Raw genomic sequence first — 19645 nt, 5'->3', positions numbered from 1 at the left:
GGGCTCCGAAAGAGAGCGGTCAGCGCTCGACGCCGACCTTGGGGCAGATGTCCGCGAGCATGCAGGCGTCGCACTTGGGCTTGCGCGCCACGCACGTATAGCGACCGTGCAGCACCACCGCAGGCCCAAAGAAGGTCCAATCCTCTTGCGGCACCAGGGCCATCAGGTCCTTCTCGATGGCCTCGCCCTTCTCCTGCTTCGTGAGGGCCAGCCGCTGGCTGACGCGGCCCACGTGGGTGTCCACGATGATGCCCGAGGGGATGTTGAACGCGGTGTTGAGCACCACGTTGGCGGTCTTGCGCGCCACGCCCGGCAGCTGGATGAGCTGCTGGATGTCCCGTGGCACCTCGCCCCCGAAGTCCTCCAGCAGGGCGCGGCTCATGGCCTGCACTGTCTTCGTCTTCTGCTTGAAGAAGCCGGTGGGCTTGAGGTCCTCCTCCAACTCGGCGGTGTCCGCGTCCGCGAAGGCGCGTGGGCCCGGGTACTTGGGGAACACCGTGGCGGTGACGCGGTTGACGCGCTCGTCCGTGCACTGCGCCGCCAGGATGGTGGCCACGAGCAGCTCGAACGGCGTGGACCAGTTCAGCTCGTAGCGTGCGTCCGGGTACTTCTCGCGCAGGCGATGGAGCAACTCAGGAATGGGCGGAGGCGTGGGTTTCATGGGGACCGGGAGAAGGTAACCGGCGGCGCGCTGGCCGTCATCGCGAGAGTGGGGCGGGTCACATCGAGCGCGTGACGAGCTCGCGCAGTTCGCTGTCCGTGAGGGGCAGGGGATTGGCCTTCATGCTGCTCGCGGCCCGGGCCTTCTCCACGAGCGTGGGCACGTCCGCGTCGGTGAGCCCTTGGGCGCCGAGGCCAGGGACGCGGAGCGCGTGCACCAGCTCTCGCACCCACGCGATTCCGTCCTCGGCGCGAGCCTCCGCCCGGCCGGTGAGCAGCTCGGCCACCTCCTGGAAGCGCGGCAGGGCGGAGTGCTGGGGCGCCCGGGTGCGCAGGGCATGCAGGTTCACTTCCAATGTGGCGCCGAGGAGCGCGGCGCACAGCGCCCCATGTGCGGCACCGAGCATTCCGCCCAGCGGCGCCGCGAAGCCGTGCACCGCGCCCAGCCCCGCGTTGGCCAGACACAGGCCGCCCAGGAGGCTCGCCAGGGCGAGGTCCTCGCGGCGAGGCGCGTCCAGTCCCTCCAGCACGGCCGCCCGCAGCGAGCGCGCGGAGCGGCGGATGCCTTCGCGCGCCAGCGCATCCGTGACGGGGTTGGCGCGCGCGGAGACGAAGGGCTCGATGAGCTGGGACAGCGCGTCCAGTCCGCCCGCCGCGAGCACGGCCGGGGGCGCGCCCTGGAGCAGGTCGGGATCCACGAGCGCCACGCGCGGCAGCATGTGCGGGCTGCGCAGGCTGGCCTTCACCCGCGACTCCTTCGAGCCCAGCACCGCGTTGCGCGTCACCTCCGAGCCCGTGCCGGCGGTGGTGGGCAAGGCGAGGAAGGGCAGGGAGGGCCTCGTGAGTGGCTGGCCTCGACCGATGACCTCCAGGTAGTCGAGCGGGTCGCCTCCGTTGGCGGCGAGCGCGGCGATGGCCTTGCCCGCGTCCAGCGCGCTGCCACCCCCCATGGCCACCACCGCGTCGCAGCGGGCGGCCACGGCGCGGGCCGTGCCTTCGCGCGCCAACTCCACCGTGGGCTCACCGTCCACGGCGAAGTCCGTGGTGACGATGCCGAGCCGACCGAGGCCCTCGCGCAGCGGCTGGGCGCGCGCGCCGTCCTTGCCGGTGACGAGCAGGACGCGGGTGGCGCCGAGTCCGCGCGCCAGCTCGGGGGCCTCCGCCAGCCGCCCCGGGCCGTAGACGACGCGCGCGGCGGTGGCGAACTCGAAGGCGATGCTCATGTCACCACCCCGCGTCGTCGGGGAAGCGGTTGACGAAGCGGCGGCTGGTCCGCGGCTCGGCCATCATCGGCGCGACGGTGTCCCTCCAGGTGAGGTAGTGCGGCGTCTCCTTGTGCGCGGCGGGGGCCTGGGCGGAGCGGTAGGCCTCGGCGAGCACGAAGCGCGTGGGGTCCTCGGTGTCCTGCACCACGTCGAAGCGCGCGATGCCGGGCTCCTTCACGCTCTCGCGGGCGTTGGCCAGGGTGGCTTGGAGGAAGGCGTCGACGAACTCGGGTTTGACGTGCACCGCGACGTGGATGACGAGCAGGCTGTTGGGCATGCGCGCGAGGCTAACCGGCGCGCGGTGAGGGGGGAACTGGTAGGGTCCGCGCCCATGACTTCTTCCATCTCGCCGCTGTTCAATCCCGCGCGTTGGCGGACCGTGGACGGCTTCAAATTCAAGGACATCACCTTCCACCGCGCGGTGGACCAGGGCACGGTGCGCATCGCGTTCAACCGCCCCGAAGTGCGCAACGCCTTCCGCCCGCGCACCGTGGACGAGCTGTCCCAGGCGCTCGAGGCCACGCGCTTCATGACGGACGTGGGCTGCGTGTTGATTACGGGCAACGGCCCCTCGCCCAAGGACGGGGGCTGGGCGTTCTGCTCGGGCGGCGATCAGCGCATCCGCGGCAAGGACGGCTACAAGTACGAGGGCGACGAAGGCGCGTCGGACCCCGCGGGGCTGGGCCGCCTGCACATCCTGGAGGTGCAGCGCCAGATCCGCTTCCTGCCCAAGGCCGTCATCGCGGTGGTGCCGGGCTGGGCGGTGGGCGGTGGGCACAGCCTCCACGTCGTCTGCGACATGACCATCGCGAGCCAGGAGCACGCGGTCTTCAAGCAGACGGACGCGGACGTGGCCTCGTTCGACGGTGGCTATGGCTCGGCGCTGCTCGCGCGGCAGGTGGGCCAGAAGCGCGCCCGGGAGATCTTCTTCGTCGGGGGCAACTACTCCGCGCAGGAGGCCTTCGACATGGGGATGGTCAACGCGGTCGTCCCGCACGCGGAGCTGGAGGAGTTCGCGCTGAAGTGGGCCGCGGAGATCAACACGAAGAGCCCCACCGCCATCAAGATGCTCAAGTACGCCTTCAACCTGCCGGATGACGGCATGGTGGGGCAGCAGCTCTTCGCGGGCGAGGCCACGCGCCTGGCCTATGGCACCCCCGAGGCCCAGGAAGGCCGCGACGCGTTCGTCCAGAAGCGCAAGCGCGACTTCAAGCGCTTCCCCTGGTCGTACTGACGAAGCCTCTTCAGTCCCGGCCGGACGTGATTCGCCAGCGCAACAGCAGCGGATCCTCGTTCGGCACGGGGCGGAAGCCCACGCGGCGCAGCACGCCGATGGAGGCCGCGTTGTCGCGCGTGCACTCGGCCACCACCGCGCGCACGCCCGGCTGTTGGAACGCCCACGCCACCATGGCGCGGGCCGCCTCGGTCGCCAGGCCCTGCTGGCGGTACTCGGGCACCACCGAGTAGCCCAGCTCCACGTCGCCGTGCTCGTCCGGGCCCCCCTTGAAGCCCATGTCCCCCACGAGCACCGAGTCCCGGGTGTGCACGAGCAGCGTGTCCCACTCGCCGAGCGCGGGCTGGCTCGCGAAGAAGGGCAGGGCCTCGGCGACGTCGCGCCCCGGCCAGGCCGGGTGCACGCGAACCCCCAGCGCGGACTCAAAGCGCCGGCGATCCTCCATCGCCTCGCGCGCGAGGTGCTGCGTGAACGGCTTCAACTCCAGACGCGTGGTGCGCAGGTGCGGCACGGGATGACCTCGCCCGAGGGGACCTCGGAATCGGCGCGCACCGTAGCAGCTCGGGGCAGGGCGCCGCGTCGCGTCAGTCGCTGAGACTCTGCGCGCGGGTTGACCTGGGAAGAAGGAGGCGTGAGAAGTGTTGCCGCGTCCGTCTCCGCACCACCCCCGGCACCCGACCGGGATGGGAATGACATGACCGACTTCCGTCTGAGTTTGACTCGCCAGGGCCTGTTGCTGCCGGCGGTGGTGATGTTCCTCGCGGGCCCCGCGTGGGCCGCATCCGTGCCGGTGAGCAACGCCGGCTTCGAGTCCCTGACCGGAAATGGGATTCCGGCCGGGTGGACCGCGACCGGGTCCGGCAAGGTGTCCGCCAGCTCGGAGTCGCGCTCGGAAGGAGGGCGCAGCCTCGTCATCGAGAACCCGGCGGGCGGCGGTGAGACCTCCGTCCAGTCCGAGCCGCTGAAGCTCCAGGTGGGCCGGCTGTACCGGCTGAGCGCCTGGGTGCGCACGCGCGGCGTGCAGGCGGATCCGCAGGCCCGCTACCCCACGGCGGTGGGCGCATGTCTGGCGATGAAGAGCTTCCCCTTCACCAACTGCACGCCGCCGCAGGGTGCGGACGCGAGCGGGCGCGTGTCGGTGATGTTCTTCGCCACCCAGGCGCAGGACCACGTGCGCGCCTACCTGGGCCACAACGGCAAGGCCACCGGCACCGCGTGGTTCGACGACGTGCGTGTGGAGGAAGTGGACGACATCACCGCGTACATCCCGATGGAGAGCGTGCGCTGGGCGGGCAAGGGCTTCCGGTACGACGACGGCGGGTGGATCTACGTCCACGTCGAGGGCGAGCCTTACGAGCGCGGCAAGCAGTTCGGTGAGCTCGCCTCGCAGGAGATCGTCCGCTACATCGAGAAGCTGGGCATCCAGAAGGACAAGTCGGATGCGAGCAAGGGGTGGGAGCAGACGCGCCTGCTCGCGGACTCGCTCTTCCTGCGCAAGTACGACACCGAGTACCTGGAGGAGATGAAGGGCATCGCGGATGGCGCCAACAAGGGCGGCGCGAAGTTCAAGGACCGCGACCTGGAGCTGCTCGACATCGTCGCGCTGAACTCCGCGGTGGACATCAGCCAGTTGGAGTCCGCGAACAAGGTGACGGCGTCGCCGCTCACCGGCCGCAACTTCGTCAAGGGCGAGGATGAGAACGGCAGGGCCGGAGAGGGCGACCACTGCTCGTCCTTTGTCGCCACGAAGTCCGCGACGAAGAGCGGCCGGGTCGTCATGGGCCAGATCTTCATGTGGAACGGCTACACCGGCGTCCACTGGGACGTGGTGCTGGACGTGCAGCCCACCAAGGGCCACCGCTTCGTGATGCAGACGTTCCCGGGCGGCATCCACAGCGGCGCGGACTGGTTCATCAACGACGCGGGCATCGTCATCGGCGAGACGACGGTGGGCCAGACGCCGTTCAACGCGGATGGCACGCCCCAGTCCAACCGCATCCGCAAGGCGGCGCAGTACGCCTCGTCCATCGATGACGTGGAGCGCATCCTCAAGGACCGCAACAACGGTCTCTACACCAACGATTGGACCCTGGCCGACACCAAGTCCGACGAGGGCGCGTGCCTGCTGCTCGGCACGAACAAGACGAAGCTGTGGCGCACGGGCGGCAATGGCAAGACGAGCGACACGCCGGGCAACCTCAAGGACTTCATCTGGGCCAACAACAACACGCGCGACCCCGAGGTCCGCAAGGAGTACGTGCCCAACCCGAGCAACGCGCCGGTGGACCTGGCGTTCAACACCTGGAACCGCGACATCGCCTTCTGGGACTTCTACGCGAAGAACGGGCAGGGCGGCATCGACGTGGACGTGGCCACGCGGATGATGGCCTCCAGCCCCATCAACCGGCCGCACGCGTGTGACGGGAAGATCACCACGTCGGAGATGACCGAGAAGCTGATGTTCCTCGCGCACTACGGCAAGACGACGCTGCGCGAGAAGATGGTGGGCGGCCGGTGGATTCCCGACCTGCCCGGCGCCACGCCGCACCTGTCGCTGGGCTATACGGCCTTCAGCCCCATCTTCGTGGCGGAGAAGCTCCAGGCGGCCAAGGCCCGCCAGGCCGCCGAGCCGAAGGTGGAGACGCCCAAGCGAGACCTGTCACGCGTGAAGGAGTCGCTGGGCTTCGACGAGAAGCGCCTGTGGGCCAACACGGTGTTCCCCGCCACGGATGCCGACAACTGGTTCTCCAGTGGCTCGGCCGCGTACTGGACCCTCCTGAAGGACCTGCCCGAGGGCGAGGACAAGCTGGACAAGGCCTTCGAGCAGCAGCGCGACGCGCTATCGGACCTGAACACGCGCTTCCTCTACGTCACCTCGCGCGAGGGCGATGTGGTGGCGGGCTCGGCTCGCACTGACTACGGCCGCTATGGCGCCTATCTGGTGCCGCGCGTGAAGGGCACCTTCCTCCTGCACCAGCTCCGGCTCCTCTTGGGCAACAAGCAGTTCGCCCAGGTGATGACTACGGTGCACACGCGCTTCGGGGGAAAGAAGTTCACCACGGCGGACTTCGTGCGCACCGCGAACGAGGTGGCGGGCCGCGACCTCAAGCCCGTCATCAGCCAGTGGGTGGAGCGCGGCGGGCTGCCCGAGCCGCGCATCTCCACGCGCGCGGTGAAGGCGAAGGAGGGCTTCGAGGTGACGCTGAAGGTGGAGCAGTCCGGCGCGCCGTGGCGCTTCTCCACGCTGGTGGAGGTCCAGACGGACAAGGGCTCGGTGTTCGAGCGCGTGGAGGTGAAGGGCGGCAGCGACACCTTCACGGTGCGCACGGCGGACAAGCCGGTGCGCGTGGTGTTCAACGCGTCCAGCGACATCCCGGTGCGCCGCGAGCGCTTCTACACGCTGGGCAACACGGTGGATGACTGGGACCGCCTGCTCTTCGTCTATGGCTCGGCGCGGCAGGTGGAGTCTCAGCGCACGCTGGCGCTCGGCTACCGCGAGGCGCTCGCGGACGCGTCGGCGGAGATCCTCGCCAACGTGAAGCCGGACGCCGAGGTGACGGACGCGGACCTGGCGGAGCGAGACCTGGTCGTCTTCGGCGGCGCGGAGGACAACGGGCTCATCGCTCGGTTGGCCGCGGAGAAGAAGCTGCCGCTGGAGGCGGGGCGTCGCTTCTTCCGTTGGCAGGGCAAGACGTATGGCCGCGCCGATGACGGTCTGGCCATCGCGCTGCCGAACCCGTGGAACCCCAAGCGCGCGCTGTATCTGTTCCTGGCCAACAGCGGCCTGGAGCTGTGGCACATGACGCATGCCTATCAGCGCGGCCTTCAGGGCTGGGCGCTGTACCGCGGCGCGGACGTGAGCACCAAGGGCTACCACGCCCCGGATTCGCTCACCCAGGACGTGTCCGTGGACATCCCCGCCCCCACGCTCGGCATGCGCTGAGGCGTCGTGCCCCGGGCACGGGGCCCTGGGTAGACTTCGGGGATGGTGACACTCCCCGATGCCTCGCTGATTCGCCACGTCACGTTGCCGGAGCAGTGGCTGCTGGATGCGCTCCAGCCACTGCCTCCGGCGCTGCGCGTCGGGCTCTGGGACCTCCAGTCGGAGCCCCAGGGCCTCGCGCTCGGAGACATCGAGGCGGTGGTGCTGCCGTACATCGGCGCGGTGAAGCGACTGCCCGCGCTCCAGCGGGTGCCGCGCCTGCGCCTCGTGCACACGCTGACCACGGGCTATGACGGCGTGCTCGCCGCGGTGGGCGACGACGTGACGGTGGTGACGGCGTCGGGAGTCCACGCCGCGTCCACCGCGGAGCTGGCCATCGGGTTGATGCTGGCCTCGCTGCGCGGAATCGATCTGGCCGCGAGGGATCAACCCGAGGGCCGCTGGAACCACGTCACCCGCACGTCGCTGGCCGACCGCAAGGTGCTCCTCGTGGGCGTGGGCGGCATCGGGCGCGAGATTGCCCGCAGGCTGGCGCCCTTCGAGGTGACGCTGGCGCGCGTGGGCACGCACGCGCGAGACGACGCGGACGGGCACGTGCACGGCGTGACGGAGTTGGTGGCGCTGGCCCGTGACGCGGAGATTCTCGTCGTCATCACGCCGCTCACCGAGTCGACGCGGGGCCTCGTCGATGCGCGCGTGCTCGCGGCGCTGCCGGATGGCGCGCTGGTGGTCAACGTGGCGCGAGGCCCGGTGGTGGACACCGCGGCGCTGACCGCGGAGGTGCTGAAGGGGCGCCTGCGCGCCGCGCTCGATGTCATGGAGCCCGAGCCGCTGCCGCCGGGTCATCCGCTGTGGACCGCGCCGGGCGTGCTCATCACGCCGCACCTGGGCGGAGACACCTCGGCGTTCGCGCCGCGTGCCATCCGGTTGCTGCGCGCGCAGCTCGCTCGGCTCGCCGCCGGCCAGCCCTTGGACAACGTGGTGCGGCCGGGCTTCACGCGCGCGTGACGTTCGCTCGGGTGGATGGTCCTTTCGCACGGCGCGGATTGCATGGGGCGTGGTCCGGCCGGCTATAAGGCTCGCGATGACCACCGTTCTCTATGTCCACGGACTCGAATCGGGGCCGAGGGGAACCAAGGCGCGCATGCTGGAGCAGGCGGGCTTCCGCGTGGTGTCCGCGCAGATGCCCTGCAACCGCTCGGCGGTGGTGCGCGACCCGGTCGTGATTGGCACGGTGCTGGTGGCGCTCGGGGTGTTGGGCGTGGCGACATGGGCGCTCGGATGGGTGGGCGCGCTCGTCGCGGGCGCGGTCCTGCTGGGGCTTCAGCCCTTCGCGAAGCGCTGGCTCGTGCGACGCACCGTCCAGCGCAGCATCGACGTGCAGCTCGCGATGCTGAAGTCGTATCCCGTGGACGTGGTGGTCGGCTCCTCGTTCGGCGGTGCCATCGCGCTGGAGTTGCTGGCGCGCGGCGCGTGGACGGGACGCACCGTGCTGCTGTGCCCGGCGCAACGGCTGGTCGCCGAGCGGGTGGGGCACATCGCGCCCGCGTTGCCGAGCGACGTGTCCCGCATCGTGGTGGTGCATGGGCGCCAGGATGAGACGGTGCCCCTGGCTCACTCGCGGGCGCTGGTGGCGCCTCGGGCCGCGCGGTTGATCGAAGTGGATGATCAGCACCGCCTGGCGAACACCGCCACGCCCGAGAACTTCAAGCAGTGGATCGCCCTCACGGGGTAGGGCCTCAGCGCCAGAGGTTCGTGCGCGCCAGCTCCAGGACCTCGTCGCCTCGGCCGCTCAAGAGGGCCTTCACGGAGAAGAGCGTGAAGCCCGCGGCCATGGCGGCGGTGATGCGCGGAGGCATCACCAGCTCCGAGCGACTCACGACGGCGTCCACGAGCGCGGGGCCCGGTGTGGCGAGCGCCTCGGCCACCGCGGCGTCGACGTCCGCCGGGTCCTCCACGCGGATGCCGCGCATGCCGATGGCCTGAGCCAGCGCCGCGAAGTCGGGGTTGCGCAGCGTCGTGCCCATGTCGAGCAGGCCCGCCACCTGCTGCTCCATCCGCACGAACCCGAGCGAGCCGTTGTTGAAGATGACGACCTTGATGGGCAGCCCGTGCTGCACGAGGCTGAGCACGTCGCCCATCAGCATGGTGAAGCCTCCGTCGCCCGCGAAGGCGATGACCTGCCGTCCAGGGAACGCCTTCTGCGCGCCAATGGCCTGCGCGAGCGCGCTCGCCATGGAGCCGTGGTTGAACGAGCCGAGCAAGCGGCGCTGGCGCGTCATGGTCGCGTAGCGGGCGGCCCAGACAGTGGGCAGGCCCACGTCGCACGTGAAGATGGCGTCCTCGGTGGCGTGGGTGCTGAAGGCGCGCGCCACCTGCGGGGGATGCAGCGGTGTCTTGCCGGGCGTGCCCTCCGCCAGCGCATCCAGCTCCGCGCGGGTCTTCTGGTAGTGCGCGAGCGCCCGGTCCAGGTGCTCCCGCTGCGTCTTCTCCTCGAGGAGCGGCAGCAGGGCGCCGAGCGTGTCCGACACGGTGCCCACCAGGCCCAGGTCCACCGGCGCGCGGCGTCCGATGTTCTCCGGGCGCACATCCACCTGGAGGACGCGGGTGCTCGCGGCGTCGGGATAGAACTGGCGATAGGGAAAGTCCGTGCCGAGCATCAGCAGCACGTCACAGTCGAGCATGGCCCAATATCCGGACGCGTAGCCGATGAGCCCGGTGAGGCCCACGAAGCAAGGGTTGTCCGGCTCCAGGTATTCCTTGCCGCGCAGCGCGGTGACGACCGGCGCCTTCAGCTTGCGCGCCAGTTCCACGACGCGCTCGCTCGCGCCCTCACAGCCCGCGCCGCACAAGAGCGTGACGCGGGCCGCGCCATTGAGCAGCGTGGCCGCGGACTCCAGCAGCGTCGCGCTCGGGAGCACGTGGGGCGCGGGGAGGGTGAGGGACTCGACGCTCGGCATGCGCGCGGCCGTCGCCTTCTGTAGCGCCACGTCGCCAGGAATCACGACGACCGAGACGCCCCGCTGGCCTACCGCCGCGCGGATGGCGATCTCCAAGGTCCGAGGCATCTGCTCCGCGGACGACACCAGCGCGCGGTAGTGGCTGCAGTCGCGGAAGAGCGACTCGGGGTGGGTCTCCTGGAAGTACCCCGAGCCCAGCTCCGGCGACGGAATCTGCGCCGCGATGGCGAGCACCGGAACGCGGCTGCGGTGGCAATCGAACAGGCCGTTGATGAGGTGCAGGTTGCCCGGCCCGCAGCTCCCCGCGCAGACGGCGAGGGTGCCGGTGAGGTGCGCCTCCGCGCCCGCCGCGAAGGCCGCGGCCTCCTCGTTGCGCAGGGCGACCCACTCGATGTCCCCGCGCCGTCGCAGGGCGTCCGTGAGCGCGTTCAGACTGTCCCCCACCACGCCGTAGATTCGCTTCGCTCCGGCCAGCGCCAGGGTCTCCACGAACTGCTCCGCCACGGTGGTCTTCATGCGGTGCGCCTCGCCCGCTCCGGCCTGAACCCGAGCCGCCATCGGAGCGCTCGCGGTGATTCCACGCCAACTCACGGGCCGCTCGGTCACCCAACCCACGCGACGGTTGGACAGCGGACGATGTGGCCGACCCATGCGGTCGGAGACGCCTGTGTTGGCTTTCCGACAGCGCGCCCACCCGCGGGGCAAGTGTCATCGCCCGAGCGGACGGCTCAGCATTCCTCCATGAAGATCGCCCTGTATGGAGCCACCGGCGTCCTCGGCCGTCGCATCGCCCAGGAGGCCCTGTCGCGAGGCCATCAGGTCCTCGCCCTCTCGCGAGACCCGTCCAAGCTCGACCTGAAGAACCCCCAGCTGACGAGCGCCCGCAGCGACGCGAACGACCCCGCCGACGTGGCCCGTCACGTGGCGGGGCAGGACGTGGTCGTCTCCGCGCTCGGGCCGGATGGGAACAACCCCGGCTCGCTCGTCGGACTGACTCGCTCGCTCATCGATGGCGTGCAGCGCGCGGGAGTGCGCCGGCTCCTCATGGTGGGCGGCGCGGGCAGCCTGGAGGTGGCCCCGGGCAAGCAACTCGTGGACGCCCCCGAGTTCCCCGCGGGGTGGAAGCCCATCGCCTTCGCGCATCGGGACGCGCTCGAGGTGCTTCGCCAGTGTCCCCTCGAATGGACGTCGCTGAGCCCCGCCGCGCTCATCCAGCCCGGCGAGCGCACCGGCAGGTTCCGCCTGGGCACCGAGCAGCTCGTGGTCGACGCCAAGGGCGAGAGCCGCATCTCCGCCGAGGACTACGCCGTCGCGCTCGTCGACGAACTGGAGAAGCCGAAGCACCTGCGCAAGCGCTTCACTGTCGCCTACTGAGCACCCGCACCGGGGTGTCACCGCCGCGCGCCGTCCCCTCTTCGCAGGGCACGGCGCGTCGCCTTTTCAGCACCCGCCGAGGCGCCCGGGTGCCTGAGCCGTGCGCCGCTGGACGGCGTGGGCACCCTCGCTCCCTCACTCGGCGGCCGAGCTGCACGCTTGACGGAAGTCCGAGGCCGGGTAAATCATTGCTCAGAAAATGAATCCGGATTCAAAATCTGAGGCGCCTGTCCAGAAACTGCGCTCGCGCATCAAGGAGGCCACCGCCGAGGCCATCCTGAAGGCGGCGGCCGAGGTCTTCGTGGACCAGGGGCTCCACTCGGCGCGGATGGAGTCCATCGCGGAGCGGGCGGGCGTGTCGGTGGGCACGCTCTACAACCACTTCGCGGACCGAGCGGCCTTGCTGGAGGCCCTCAGGACGCAGCGTCGCCAGTGGCTGTTCGACCGCCTGGACGAGACGTTGGAGTCCCTGAAGGGGCAGCCCTTCCAGACGCAACTGCGAGCGTTGGTGGACGCGCTCTTCGCGCACGTCTGCAACAAGGACGCGTTCGCCCGGCTGCTCATGCAGCAGCACGAGGCCGTGGTGCGCAACGCGAGCTACGCGGAGACGCTGGCCGAGTTGCACCGCCGGATGGAGGAGGTGCTCGACGTGGGCATCCGCGCCGGCGAGGTCCGTCCCGAGGGGCGCGCGTTCTATCCCACGCTGCTCATGGGCATGGTGCGCTCGGTCATGCAGCGCCGCGAGGAGCTGGGGGCGGAGGAGATACTGGGTATCTGGGCCGATGAGGTGGTCCGCCTCTTCCTGAAAGGCATCGAGGTCTGACCATGGCTGTATCCGCCGCCTTGCCCATGCCGGTGGCCGCCGCGCCGCGCCGGCCCGTCAACAAGTGGTTGGTCACGTTGTCGGTGACGTTCGGCACGTTGATGGGCGCCATCGACTCGTCCATCGTCAACGTGGCCCTCCCTCAGATTCGCGGCGCGGTGGGCGCCACGGTGCAGGAGATCACCTGGGCCAGCACGGGCTTCGTCATCGCCACGGTGATGGTGATGCCGCTCACCGGCTTCCTCGGGCGCCTCTTCGGACAGAAGCGGGTGTACCTGGCGTGCCTGGTGTTGTTCGTCGCGGGTTCGTTCCTCTGTGGGCTCGCGTGGAACCTGCCCACGTTGGTGCTCTTCCGCTTCCTCCAAGGGTTGGGGGCCGGCGCGCTCCAGCCCACCGAGCAGGCCATCCTCCGGCAGACGTTCCCGCCCAAGGAGCAGGGCACGGCGATGGCCGTGTTCGCCATGGCGGTGATGGTGGGGCCGGCGATTGGTCCCACGCTGGGCGGCTACATCGTCGACAACTGGCACTGGTCCTGGATCTTCTTCATCAACGTGCCGGTGGGCATCCTCGGCTTCTTCATGGTCGTGCGCTTCGTCCACGAGGACGAGGACCTGCGCGCCGCGGCGCAGGCGGAGGCCGCCAGGCAGCGCAAGCACATGGACTGGGCGGGCATCATCCTGCTGTGCGTGGGCCTGGCCGCGCTCCAGTACTTGCTGGAGGAGGGGCAGAGCCATGACTGGTTCGACTCGGCGCTCATCACGGGCTGCACGCTGCTGGCCGTCACGTGCCTCATCGCCTTCGTCATCCGCGAGCTGACGGCGGTGGCGCCGGCGGTCAACCTGCGCCTGTTCAAGGACCCGGTGTTCGCGTCGGGCACGATGCTCAACTCGGTGGTGTTCGCCGTGCTGATGGCGAGCATGTTCCTCTTGCCGTTGTTCATGCAGGAGTTGCTCGGCTTCACCGCGACGCAGTCGGGTCTGGCGCTGATGCCGCGCACGCTGGTGATGCTGGCGATGATGCCGCTGGCGGGCCGGATGTATGGCCGCGTGCCGGCGCGAGTGATGGTGGTGGCGGGCATCGTGCTGGCGGGCCTGGGGGCCTACCAGATGGGCGGCTTCTCGCTCGACACGGGCGCGCGCAACATCATCAGCGCCATCGCGTTGCAGGGCGTGGGCTTCAGCCTCCTGTTCGTTCCGCTGAGCGCCACGGCGCTGTCGAACGTGCCGCGTGAGCGCATGGCGGACGCGACGGGCCTCAACTCGCTGCTGCGCCAGATTGGTGGCTCGGTGGGTCTGGCCATCTTCGCCACCATGCTGACGCGCCACACGGTGGAGGCCAAGGCGGCCATCGCCGCGCACCTGACGCCCGAGCGCGTGGAGGTCGCCGCCCGCGTGGCCATGATGCAGAAGGGGCTGATGGCGCGCGGTCTGGATGTGGTGAGCGCGAAGGCAGCCAGCCTCCAGATGCTGGCGGGCAGTGTCTCGCGGCAGGCCGCGGTGCTCGCCTTCGACCGACTCTTCGTGCTGGCGGCGGCGTTGTTCGTGGTGGTGCTGCCACTCGTTTACTTCCTCAAGGCCGCGCCCAGCGGCGGGGCTCCTCAAGAGAAGCCCCACATCGACGTGGAGATTTGAGACATGACGACGACGACGACAGCGCCCCAGCTCGTGAAGCCCGAGGCGGGAGCACCCGCGGCCGAGGCGGCGGCGAAGCGCGGCAAGCGTGGCTTCTTCATCCTCGGCGGCGTGGTGGTGGCGGTGCTGGTGGCCCTGGGCGGGTTCAAGGTCATCACCGCGGGGCAGGAGACCACGGACGACGCCCAGGTGGAGGCGGACGTGGTCCCCCTGGCCGCGCGCGTGTCTGGCCCGGTGGTGGCGGTGGAGGTGGTGGACAACGCGCAGGTGCACAAGGGCGACGTGCTGGTGCGCATTGATCCGCGTCCGTATGAGGCGCGCGTGAAGCAGGCCGAGGCGGAGCTGGAGTCGGCGCGCGCGCAGGCCGTGGCGGCGGATGCGCAGGCCACGGTGGCGGCGGCGGGCGCGAAGGGCGGTCTGTCCACGGCGCGCGCGCAGGTGTCGAGCAGCACGTCGGCGGTGAGCAGCGCGGAGGCGCAGGTGGCCTCGGCGCGCGCGGCGGTGGCTCGCACGGAGGCCCAGTCGCGCAAGGCGGCGCTGGACCTGGACCGCGCCCGTCAGCTCCACGCGCAGAACGTGGTGTCGCAGCAGGCGCTGGATGACGCGCAGACGGGGCAGGACACCGCGCTGGCGGCGCTCGAAGGGGCGCGGGCGCAGTTGGCGGTGGCCGAGGAAGGCCGGCGCGCTGCGGAGAGCAAGGTGGCCGAGGCGCGAGGCAACCTCGACATGAGCTCGCCCATCGACGAGAAGATCGCCGCGGCCCAGGCCAGCGCGTCGCTCGCGCATGCGCGCGTGAAGGGCGCCGAGGCCGCGCTGGAGCAGGCGAGGCTCCAGCTCGAGGACACCCGCATCGTGGCGCCCGCGGACGGTCAGGCGTCCAAGCTGTCCGTGCACGTGGGGCAGCTGCTGTCGCCCAGCCAGTCGGTCGCGGAGCTGGTGCCGTCGCGCACCTACGTGGTGGCCAACTTCAAGGAGACCCAGGTGGGGCGCATGGTGCCCGGGCAGCACGTCGAGGTGGTGCTGGACGCGTACTCGGGCGAGAAGCTGGAGGGCACGGTGGAGAGCCTGTCGGGCGGCACCGGCGCGCGCTTCTCGCTGCTGCCTCCGGACAATGCGTCGGGCAACTTCGTGAAGGTGGTGCAGCGCGTGCCGGTGCGCATCGCCTGGGTGAATGCGCCCCAGGGACTGGCGCTGCGCGCGGGCCTGTCCGCCGAAGTGACGGTGCACACGAAGTAGCGCGGTATGCCTGGGCTGTTCGGGCGCTCAGGTGTGGCGGCTCGGCGGGCTACACGTGCCGCCGCTGCAACCTGCGCCCTGGGCGCACGGGCTTCGGTTCCTCCAGCAACGGGGTGGTGGAGGACTCGCGTGGCCATGACGCGCAGTCGCGGTGCGCTCGGCGCGGGCACTGCGTCCCCCTTCCCTGAACCGGGTGCTTAGCGCGTAGCGCCACACAGGCACGTCGCCAGCGCCTCGAAGAGGCTCGGGCGCGAGGGGCTGGCGACGGTCGCCTCGGGGGCGCGCAGCAGCGGGCGGACGAAGAACAGTGGCCACAGCATCACGGCCAGGTTCGGCAGCAGCCACGTGGGATCGAACTCGCCCAGGATGGCCCAGTACGCCACCGCCATGAGCCCCGCGCAGAAGGTCAGCGTCAAGGAGACCCACGCCATGGCGCGCCACTCTGCTTGGCCTCGTCCGTGGAGATACACGCTCAGGTATCCGGTCAGCGCGAAGAGCACATCGAGGGGGAGGAAGGACCAGTTCCATGCCACCACCCGCGCGTCGTGGTAGTCCTTGAACAGCCACCCCTCGGGCGGCGCGAAGACTCCCAGCGCGGCCAGGCTCGTGGCCAGCCAGTATGCGAGAAACAGCGTGTCCGTCGTCATCAGGAACGGACGCAGCCGGCGCATCGGGTCAGTCATGCAATGACCCTAATCCTGGATACCCCTTGGAGGGTAGGGTGGCGCATTTGTCACCTGGAGTGGCTATGGTCGCGCCACTCCATGGCTCGCTACGAATTCACCGAAGGCACTTCGCAGAAGTTCTGGGAGATCACCCTCCAGGGCGCGTCGTTCACCGTGCGGTTTGGGCGGCAGGGCACCCAAGGCCAGACGCAGGAGAAGTCCTTCGCGTCCGAGGACAAGGCTCGCACCGAGCACGACAAGCTCGTCGCGGAGAAGGTGAAGAAGGGATACTCGCTGGTGGCGGGCGCGCTGGCCGCCGCCGCGGTGCCCGTCCCAATGGAGCCCGAGGCTCCTGGTGCCGCCGCGGTGAAGGGGGCGAAGGCCCAGGCGAAACAGGCCGAGGTGGCCCCGCCCGCCAAGGAGGCCTCGCCCGCCGAGGTGTCCCCACCCGCCGAGGACCGTGGGCCGGTGCAGAAGTGGACTCCGGAGGAGCTGCCCACGGAGCGCGTGAAGGGCGTGTACTGGACGCCGGCGCTGCGCCACCTGCTGGTGCCCCGGCCCGGTGGCTTGCGCGCGGTGGTGCGGCCGGTGCCGAGCGTCGAGGTGGCGTGGGCCGCCGTGCGCCGCTCCTTCCTGGCGCAGGACCTCATGGCGGTCGAGAAGCTGAAGGATGGCAGTTCCACTGACAAGCCTCGGCAGTGGCAGTGGCGCACGTCCTTCTCCGCGACCGAGCGCGCGCTGGCGGCGCGCTTCGACTCGCTGACGCCTCGCGTGGGCTCCGAGACCGAGGACATGGCGCTGGTGCGCGACCTGTTCGTCCAGTACCGCTATCCCGCCAACTGGTTCGCGGAGTCGCAGCACGAGCGCGTGGCGGACTTCCTGGTGGCCACGGTGGGGCTGGAGCAGGCCATCCTGCGCAGCGTCCGCGCGATGGACGACGAGCTGCCCTACACGGGAGTGGGCCTCTTCGCCCGGTTCCGTGAGTTGCTCAGCCTCACGGACGAGGCCACCTATCGCTCCCTGCGGGCCACGTGCTTGCCCGTCTTCGCGTCATGCGCCGCCGCCATCCGCGAAAAGGATGAGGGCGCGGCCAATGATCTGCTGAGCGCTGCTTCGTTCCTGTTCCCGGTGGGGCCCTGGGCGGGCGAGGAAGAAGAGGCCGCGCTGGAGGCGGCCCTGGAGGCCGTGGGCGAGTTCGGGGACCTCGACGTCACGCACGCCTGTGTCCTGTCGGCGGGAGGCGCGGCGTGCCTGGAGGCGTTCTGCCGGAAGAACCGCAAGGTGCGCCACGAGTTCTGGTCGTTCGATCAGTCGCACCGGCTCTACCTGACCGGCCTGCTCGAGTTGGAGGGCAAGGGCGCGCTGGAGGGACTCATCAAGCTCCAGGTGGGCGACCCGTGGGAGGACGACGGCCACTACCAGGGGCTGTACTGCTTCGTGCTGGCGCACATCGATGACGACGCCGCGATTGGGACCCTCATCAAGCACCTCAAGCGCGAGACGGCGGAGGCGCCCTGGGCGACCGCCGCGCTTCATGTCGCCGCCGAGGTGCAGCGCGCTCGGGTGCTGCGGCTGCTGGAGGCGGCGGGGGACAAGCGCGCGAAGGCGGCGGCACTGTCCATCACCAACGGTTCTTCCTTGCCCCTGACGTTCCGCGTGCGAGACGTCCACGCCCCCGTGATTGGCTCCGGCGACGATGTGCATGTGGAAGGAGTCCCCGTGGACTCGTACGTGGGAACCGTGCCGAAAGAGGCGAAGCCCTATGTTCGGAGGTCCGTGTCGTTCCGCTTCACCGCCGAGCCCGCCATCGTCTGGCGGGACGAGGAGGAGCGCCTGGGATATCTGCCCTCGGGGGACGACGGCGGAGGCCATGAGCAGGAGTGGGACGGCAAGCCGCTGAGCAAGCTCGACCGGGCGGAGACCGAGGCCTACGTGGCCCACCTGGAGCGCTACCAGTTGGAGGTGCCGGACTACGGCGTCGGGCTGCTTCCGCGCGAGCTTGTCCTGCGACTGGTGCAGCTCCCCTATGGCTCGGCCTCCTATGACTTCAACCGGCTGGGCACGTGGATCGCCAGGTACGGACTGGACGTGCTCCCGTGGGCGATGGATGTGGCCGCGGCCGCGTTCAACAACGCGCTCCTGCCACTCGGACACCTGTCGCTGGTGCCGTACTTCGCCGCGTGGTTCGCGGGAAAGAAGGACAAGCCGCGCGCGCGTGCGTGGCTGATGCGCCATCCGCGCATCGCCGCCGCAGGCTGTCTGTCGCTGGCGCTGGATGGCTCGGGCGCGGAGCAGGACGCCGCCACGCGAGTCCTCCGCTACCTGGCGTCCATGGAGCAGCGCGGGCTCATCCTGGAGCTGGCCGCACAGGGCGGGGCGAAGGATGTGGCGGCCGTCACGGCGCTGCTGGACGCGGATCCTCTCGCGGGGCCCAAGGTGAAGAAGCCGGAGCTGCCCGCCTATGCCTCGGCGGCGAAGTTGCCGGCGCTGTCCACGCGCGATGGACGCCACCTGTCCGCGGCGGAGGTGGACACGCTGCTCGTGCAGTTGGCGTTCTCGGTCTCGGATGAACCGCACCCGGGGGTGCTCCATGCACGGGAGACGCTCACCGAGGCGTCGCGTGCCGCCTTCGCCTGGACGCTGTTCGAGGCGTGGGGAAAGGCCAAGTACGACGCCAGGCACGGTTGGTGCCTCCAGGCGGTGGGCTTCCTGGGCGATGCGGAGTGCGCGCGCAAGCTGACGGCGCTGGCTCGGGAGTGGCCCGGCGAGAACGCCAGCAAGCGCGCCGAGGCGGCGCTGGACGCGCTCTACAACCAGGGCAGCGAGACGGCGCTGGTGCTCATCAACCTGCTGGCGGAGAAGTCTCGCTTCCCCGCGTTCAAGACCGCGGCGCGCGAGCGCATCGACTTGCTCGCGCGTCGGCGTGGGCTCACCGCGGACGAACTGGCGGACCGCCTGGTGCCCACCTTCGGTCTGGATGACGCGGGCGGCACGGTGCTGGACTTCGGGCCGAGGAGGTTCTTCGTCAGCTTCGACGAGACGCTGAGGCCCCTGGTGCGCAACGACGCGGGCGAGCTGCTCAAGGACCTGCCCAAGCCGGCGAAGGCCGATGCCGCGGCGAAGGCGAAGGACGCGGCGGCGCGGTTCACGGGGCTCAAGAAGGACGTGCGGTCCGTGGCGAGCCTCCAGGTGAAGCGCCTGGAGCGCATGCTCATGTCGCAGCGGAGCGTGGCCGCGGCGGACTTCGTCGCGTACTTCGTGAAGCACCCGCTGGTGTTCCACCTCACGCGGCGCCTGCTCTGGGCGGTGGTGGACGGCGCTCGGCGCGTGCCCTTCCGGGTGGCCGAGGACGGCACCTTCGCCACGGTGAAGGACGACGCCTTCACGCTGCCCGCGGATGGGCGCGTGGTGGTGGCGCACCCGGTTCATGTGGAGGCCGCGCAGCAGGCAGCCTGGGGACAGGTGTTCGCGGACTATGAGCTCATCGCTCCGTTCCCACAGCTTGTCCGTCCTGTCTTCGTGCCGCAGGCCACGGAGAAGGGGAACGTGTGCCGCCGCTTCCAGGGCGCGAAGGTGCCCACCAAGGCGCTGCGCGGACTGGAGTCGCGGCGCTGGTCGCGGGACATCAGCGATGGCGGCGGCATCTCCACGTACTACTGCGTCGTGGATCGGCCCAACGCGCGGCCCATCATGGCCTGGGTGCACTTCGAGCCGGGCTTCGTCGTCGGCATGGACACGGAAGAGGCCACGCAGACGCTGGGCGAGCTGCGGCTGGACACCTGCGCGCTCCAGGACCTGGACCCCGTGGTCTTCTCCGAGCTGATGCTCGACATCGAGCGGCTGAAGGCCTAGGG

The 19645-nt window shown here is 70.2% G+C and carries 15 protein-coding genes; 9 read left to right on the top strand and 6 right to left on the bottom strand.

Annotation, left to right across the window (positions count from 1 at the left end; translation table 11 throughout):
• Positions 1 to 19: 19 nt before the first annotated feature.
• The 3 genes from nth to KRR26_RS24055 are packed head-to-tail and all read right to left on the bottom strand — an operon-like array spanning position 20 to position 2202.
• Positions 20 to 661 (bottom strand): endonuclease III, encoded by a 642-nt coding sequence (gene nth / locus KRR26_RS24065; protein ID WP_120210401.1) that lies wholly within the window; start codon positions 659 to 661, stop codon positions 20 to 22.
• Positions 662 to 719: 58 nt separating this feature from the next.
• Entirely contained in the window at positions 720 to 1883 is a 1164-nt protein-coding gene (locus tag KRR26_RS24060) for an iron-containing alcohol dehydrogenase (protein ID WP_217080952.1), read from the bottom strand.
• A gap of 1 nt (position 1884) precedes the next feature.
• Positions 1885 to 2202, bottom strand: coding sequence for an antibiotic biosynthesis monooxygenase (locus KRR26_RS24055; RefSeq protein WP_120210403.1), 318 nt, complete (start codon positions 2200 to 2202; stop codon positions 1885 to 1887).
• A gap of 54 nt (positions 2203 to 2256) precedes the next feature.
• Between KRR26_RS24055 and KRR26_RS24050 the strand changes: the two genes are divergently transcribed.
• Complete coding sequence (locus KRR26_RS24050) at positions 2257 to 3159, top strand: 1,4-dihydroxy-2-naphthoyl-CoA synthase (protein WP_120210404.1); 903 nt, start codon at positions 2257 to 2259, stop codon at positions 3157 to 3159.
• Positions 3160 to 3169: 10 nt separating this feature from the next.
• Here the strand turns inward: KRR26_RS24050 and KRR26_RS24045 are convergent, their stop codons facing one another.
• Entirely contained in the window at positions 3170 to 3670 is a 501-nt protein-coding gene (locus tag KRR26_RS24045) for a GNAT family N-acetyltransferase (RefSeq protein ID WP_120210405.1), read from the bottom strand.
• 183 nt (positions 3671 to 3853) lie between these two features.
• Here KRR26_RS24045 and KRR26_RS24040 point away from each other — a divergent pair, with 183 nt between their 5' ends.
• The 3 genes from KRR26_RS24040 (at position 3854) to KRR26_RS24030 (ending at position 8837) form a co-directional block, all read left to right on the top strand.
• Complete coding sequence (locus tag KRR26_RS24040; RefSeq protein WP_217080951.1) at positions 3854 to 7102, top strand: C45 family autoproteolytic acyltransferase/hydolase; 3249 nt, start codon at positions 3854 to 3856, stop codon at positions 7100 to 7102.
• A 42-nt stretch (positions 7103 to 7144) separates the two neighbouring features.
• Positions 7145 to 8110: a 2-hydroxyacid dehydrogenase gene (locus KRR26_RS24035; protein ID WP_217080950.1), complete on the top strand. Its 966-nt coding sequence runs from the start codon at positions 7145 to 7147 to the stop codon at positions 8108 to 8110.
• Positions 8111 to 8186: 76 nt separating this feature from the next.
• Positions 8187 to 8837: a hypothetical protein gene (locus KRR26_RS24030; protein ID WP_147423082.1), complete on the top strand. Its 651-nt coding sequence runs from the start codon at positions 8187 to 8189 to the stop codon at positions 8835 to 8837.
• 4 nt (positions 8838 to 8841) lie between these two features.
• Here KRR26_RS24030 and poxB read toward each other — a convergent pair whose 3' ends face one another.
• A complete protein-coding gene (poxB, locus tag KRR26_RS24025) occupies positions 8842 to 10653 on the bottom strand; it encodes a ubiquinone-dependent pyruvate dehydrogenase (protein WP_233577489.1) in 1812 nt (603 codons plus the stop codon).
• Positions 10654 to 10803: 150 nt separating this feature from the next.
• Here poxB and KRR26_RS24020 point away from each other — a divergent pair, with 150 nt between their 5' ends.
• The 4 genes from KRR26_RS24020 to KRR26_RS24005 all read left to right on the top strand — a co-directional run bounded on the left by KRR26_RS24020 (position 10804) and on the right by KRR26_RS24005 (position 15126).
• On the top strand, positions 10804 to 11436 hold the full coding sequence (locus tag KRR26_RS24020) for an NAD(P)-dependent oxidoreductase (RefSeq protein WP_120210409.1): 633 nt from the start codon (positions 10804 to 10806) through the stop codon (positions 11434 to 11436).
• 199 nt (positions 11437 to 11635) lie between these two features.
• Positions 11636 to 12259: a TetR/AcrR family transcriptional regulator gene (locus tag KRR26_RS24015; RefSeq protein WP_120210410.1), complete on the top strand. Its 624-nt coding sequence runs from the start codon at positions 11636 to 11638 to the stop codon at positions 12257 to 12259.
• A 2-nt stretch (positions 12260 to 12261) separates the two neighbouring features.
• On the top strand, positions 12262 to 13890 hold the full coding sequence (locus KRR26_RS24010; RefSeq protein WP_233577490.1) for a DHA2 family efflux MFS transporter permease subunit: 1629 nt from the start codon (positions 12262 to 12264) through the stop codon (positions 13888 to 13890).
• 3 nt (positions 13891 to 13893) lie between these two features.
• Entirely contained in the window at positions 13894 to 15126 is a 1233-nt protein-coding gene (locus KRR26_RS24005; protein WP_120210412.1) for an HlyD family secretion protein, read from the top strand.
• A 197-nt stretch (positions 15127 to 15323) separates the two neighbouring features.
• Here KRR26_RS24005 and KRR26_RS24000 read toward each other — a convergent pair whose 3' ends face one another.
• Complete coding sequence (locus KRR26_RS24000; RefSeq protein WP_217080949.1) at positions 15324 to 15809, bottom strand: DUF5360 family protein; 486 nt, start codon at positions 15807 to 15809, stop codon at positions 15324 to 15326.
• Positions 15810 to 15890: 81 nt separating this feature from the next.
• Between KRR26_RS24000 and KRR26_RS23995 the strand changes: the two genes are divergently transcribed.
• Positions 15891 to 19643, top strand: coding sequence for a WGR and DUF4132 domain-containing protein (locus tag KRR26_RS23995; RefSeq protein ID WP_217080948.1), 3753 nt, complete (start codon positions 15891 to 15893; stop codon positions 19641 to 19643).
• Positions 19644 to 19645: the final 2 nt, after the last annotated feature.

The sequence above is a fragment of the Citreicoccus inhibens genome, from assembly GCF_019039035.1.
Taxonomy (GTDB): domain Bacteria; phylum Myxococcota; class Myxococcia; order Myxococcales; family Myxococcaceae; genus Citreicoccus; species Citreicoccus inhibens.
The sequence above is the reverse complement of the archived record's forward strand: the minus strand, read 5'-3'. Positions and strand labels throughout refer to the sequence as shown.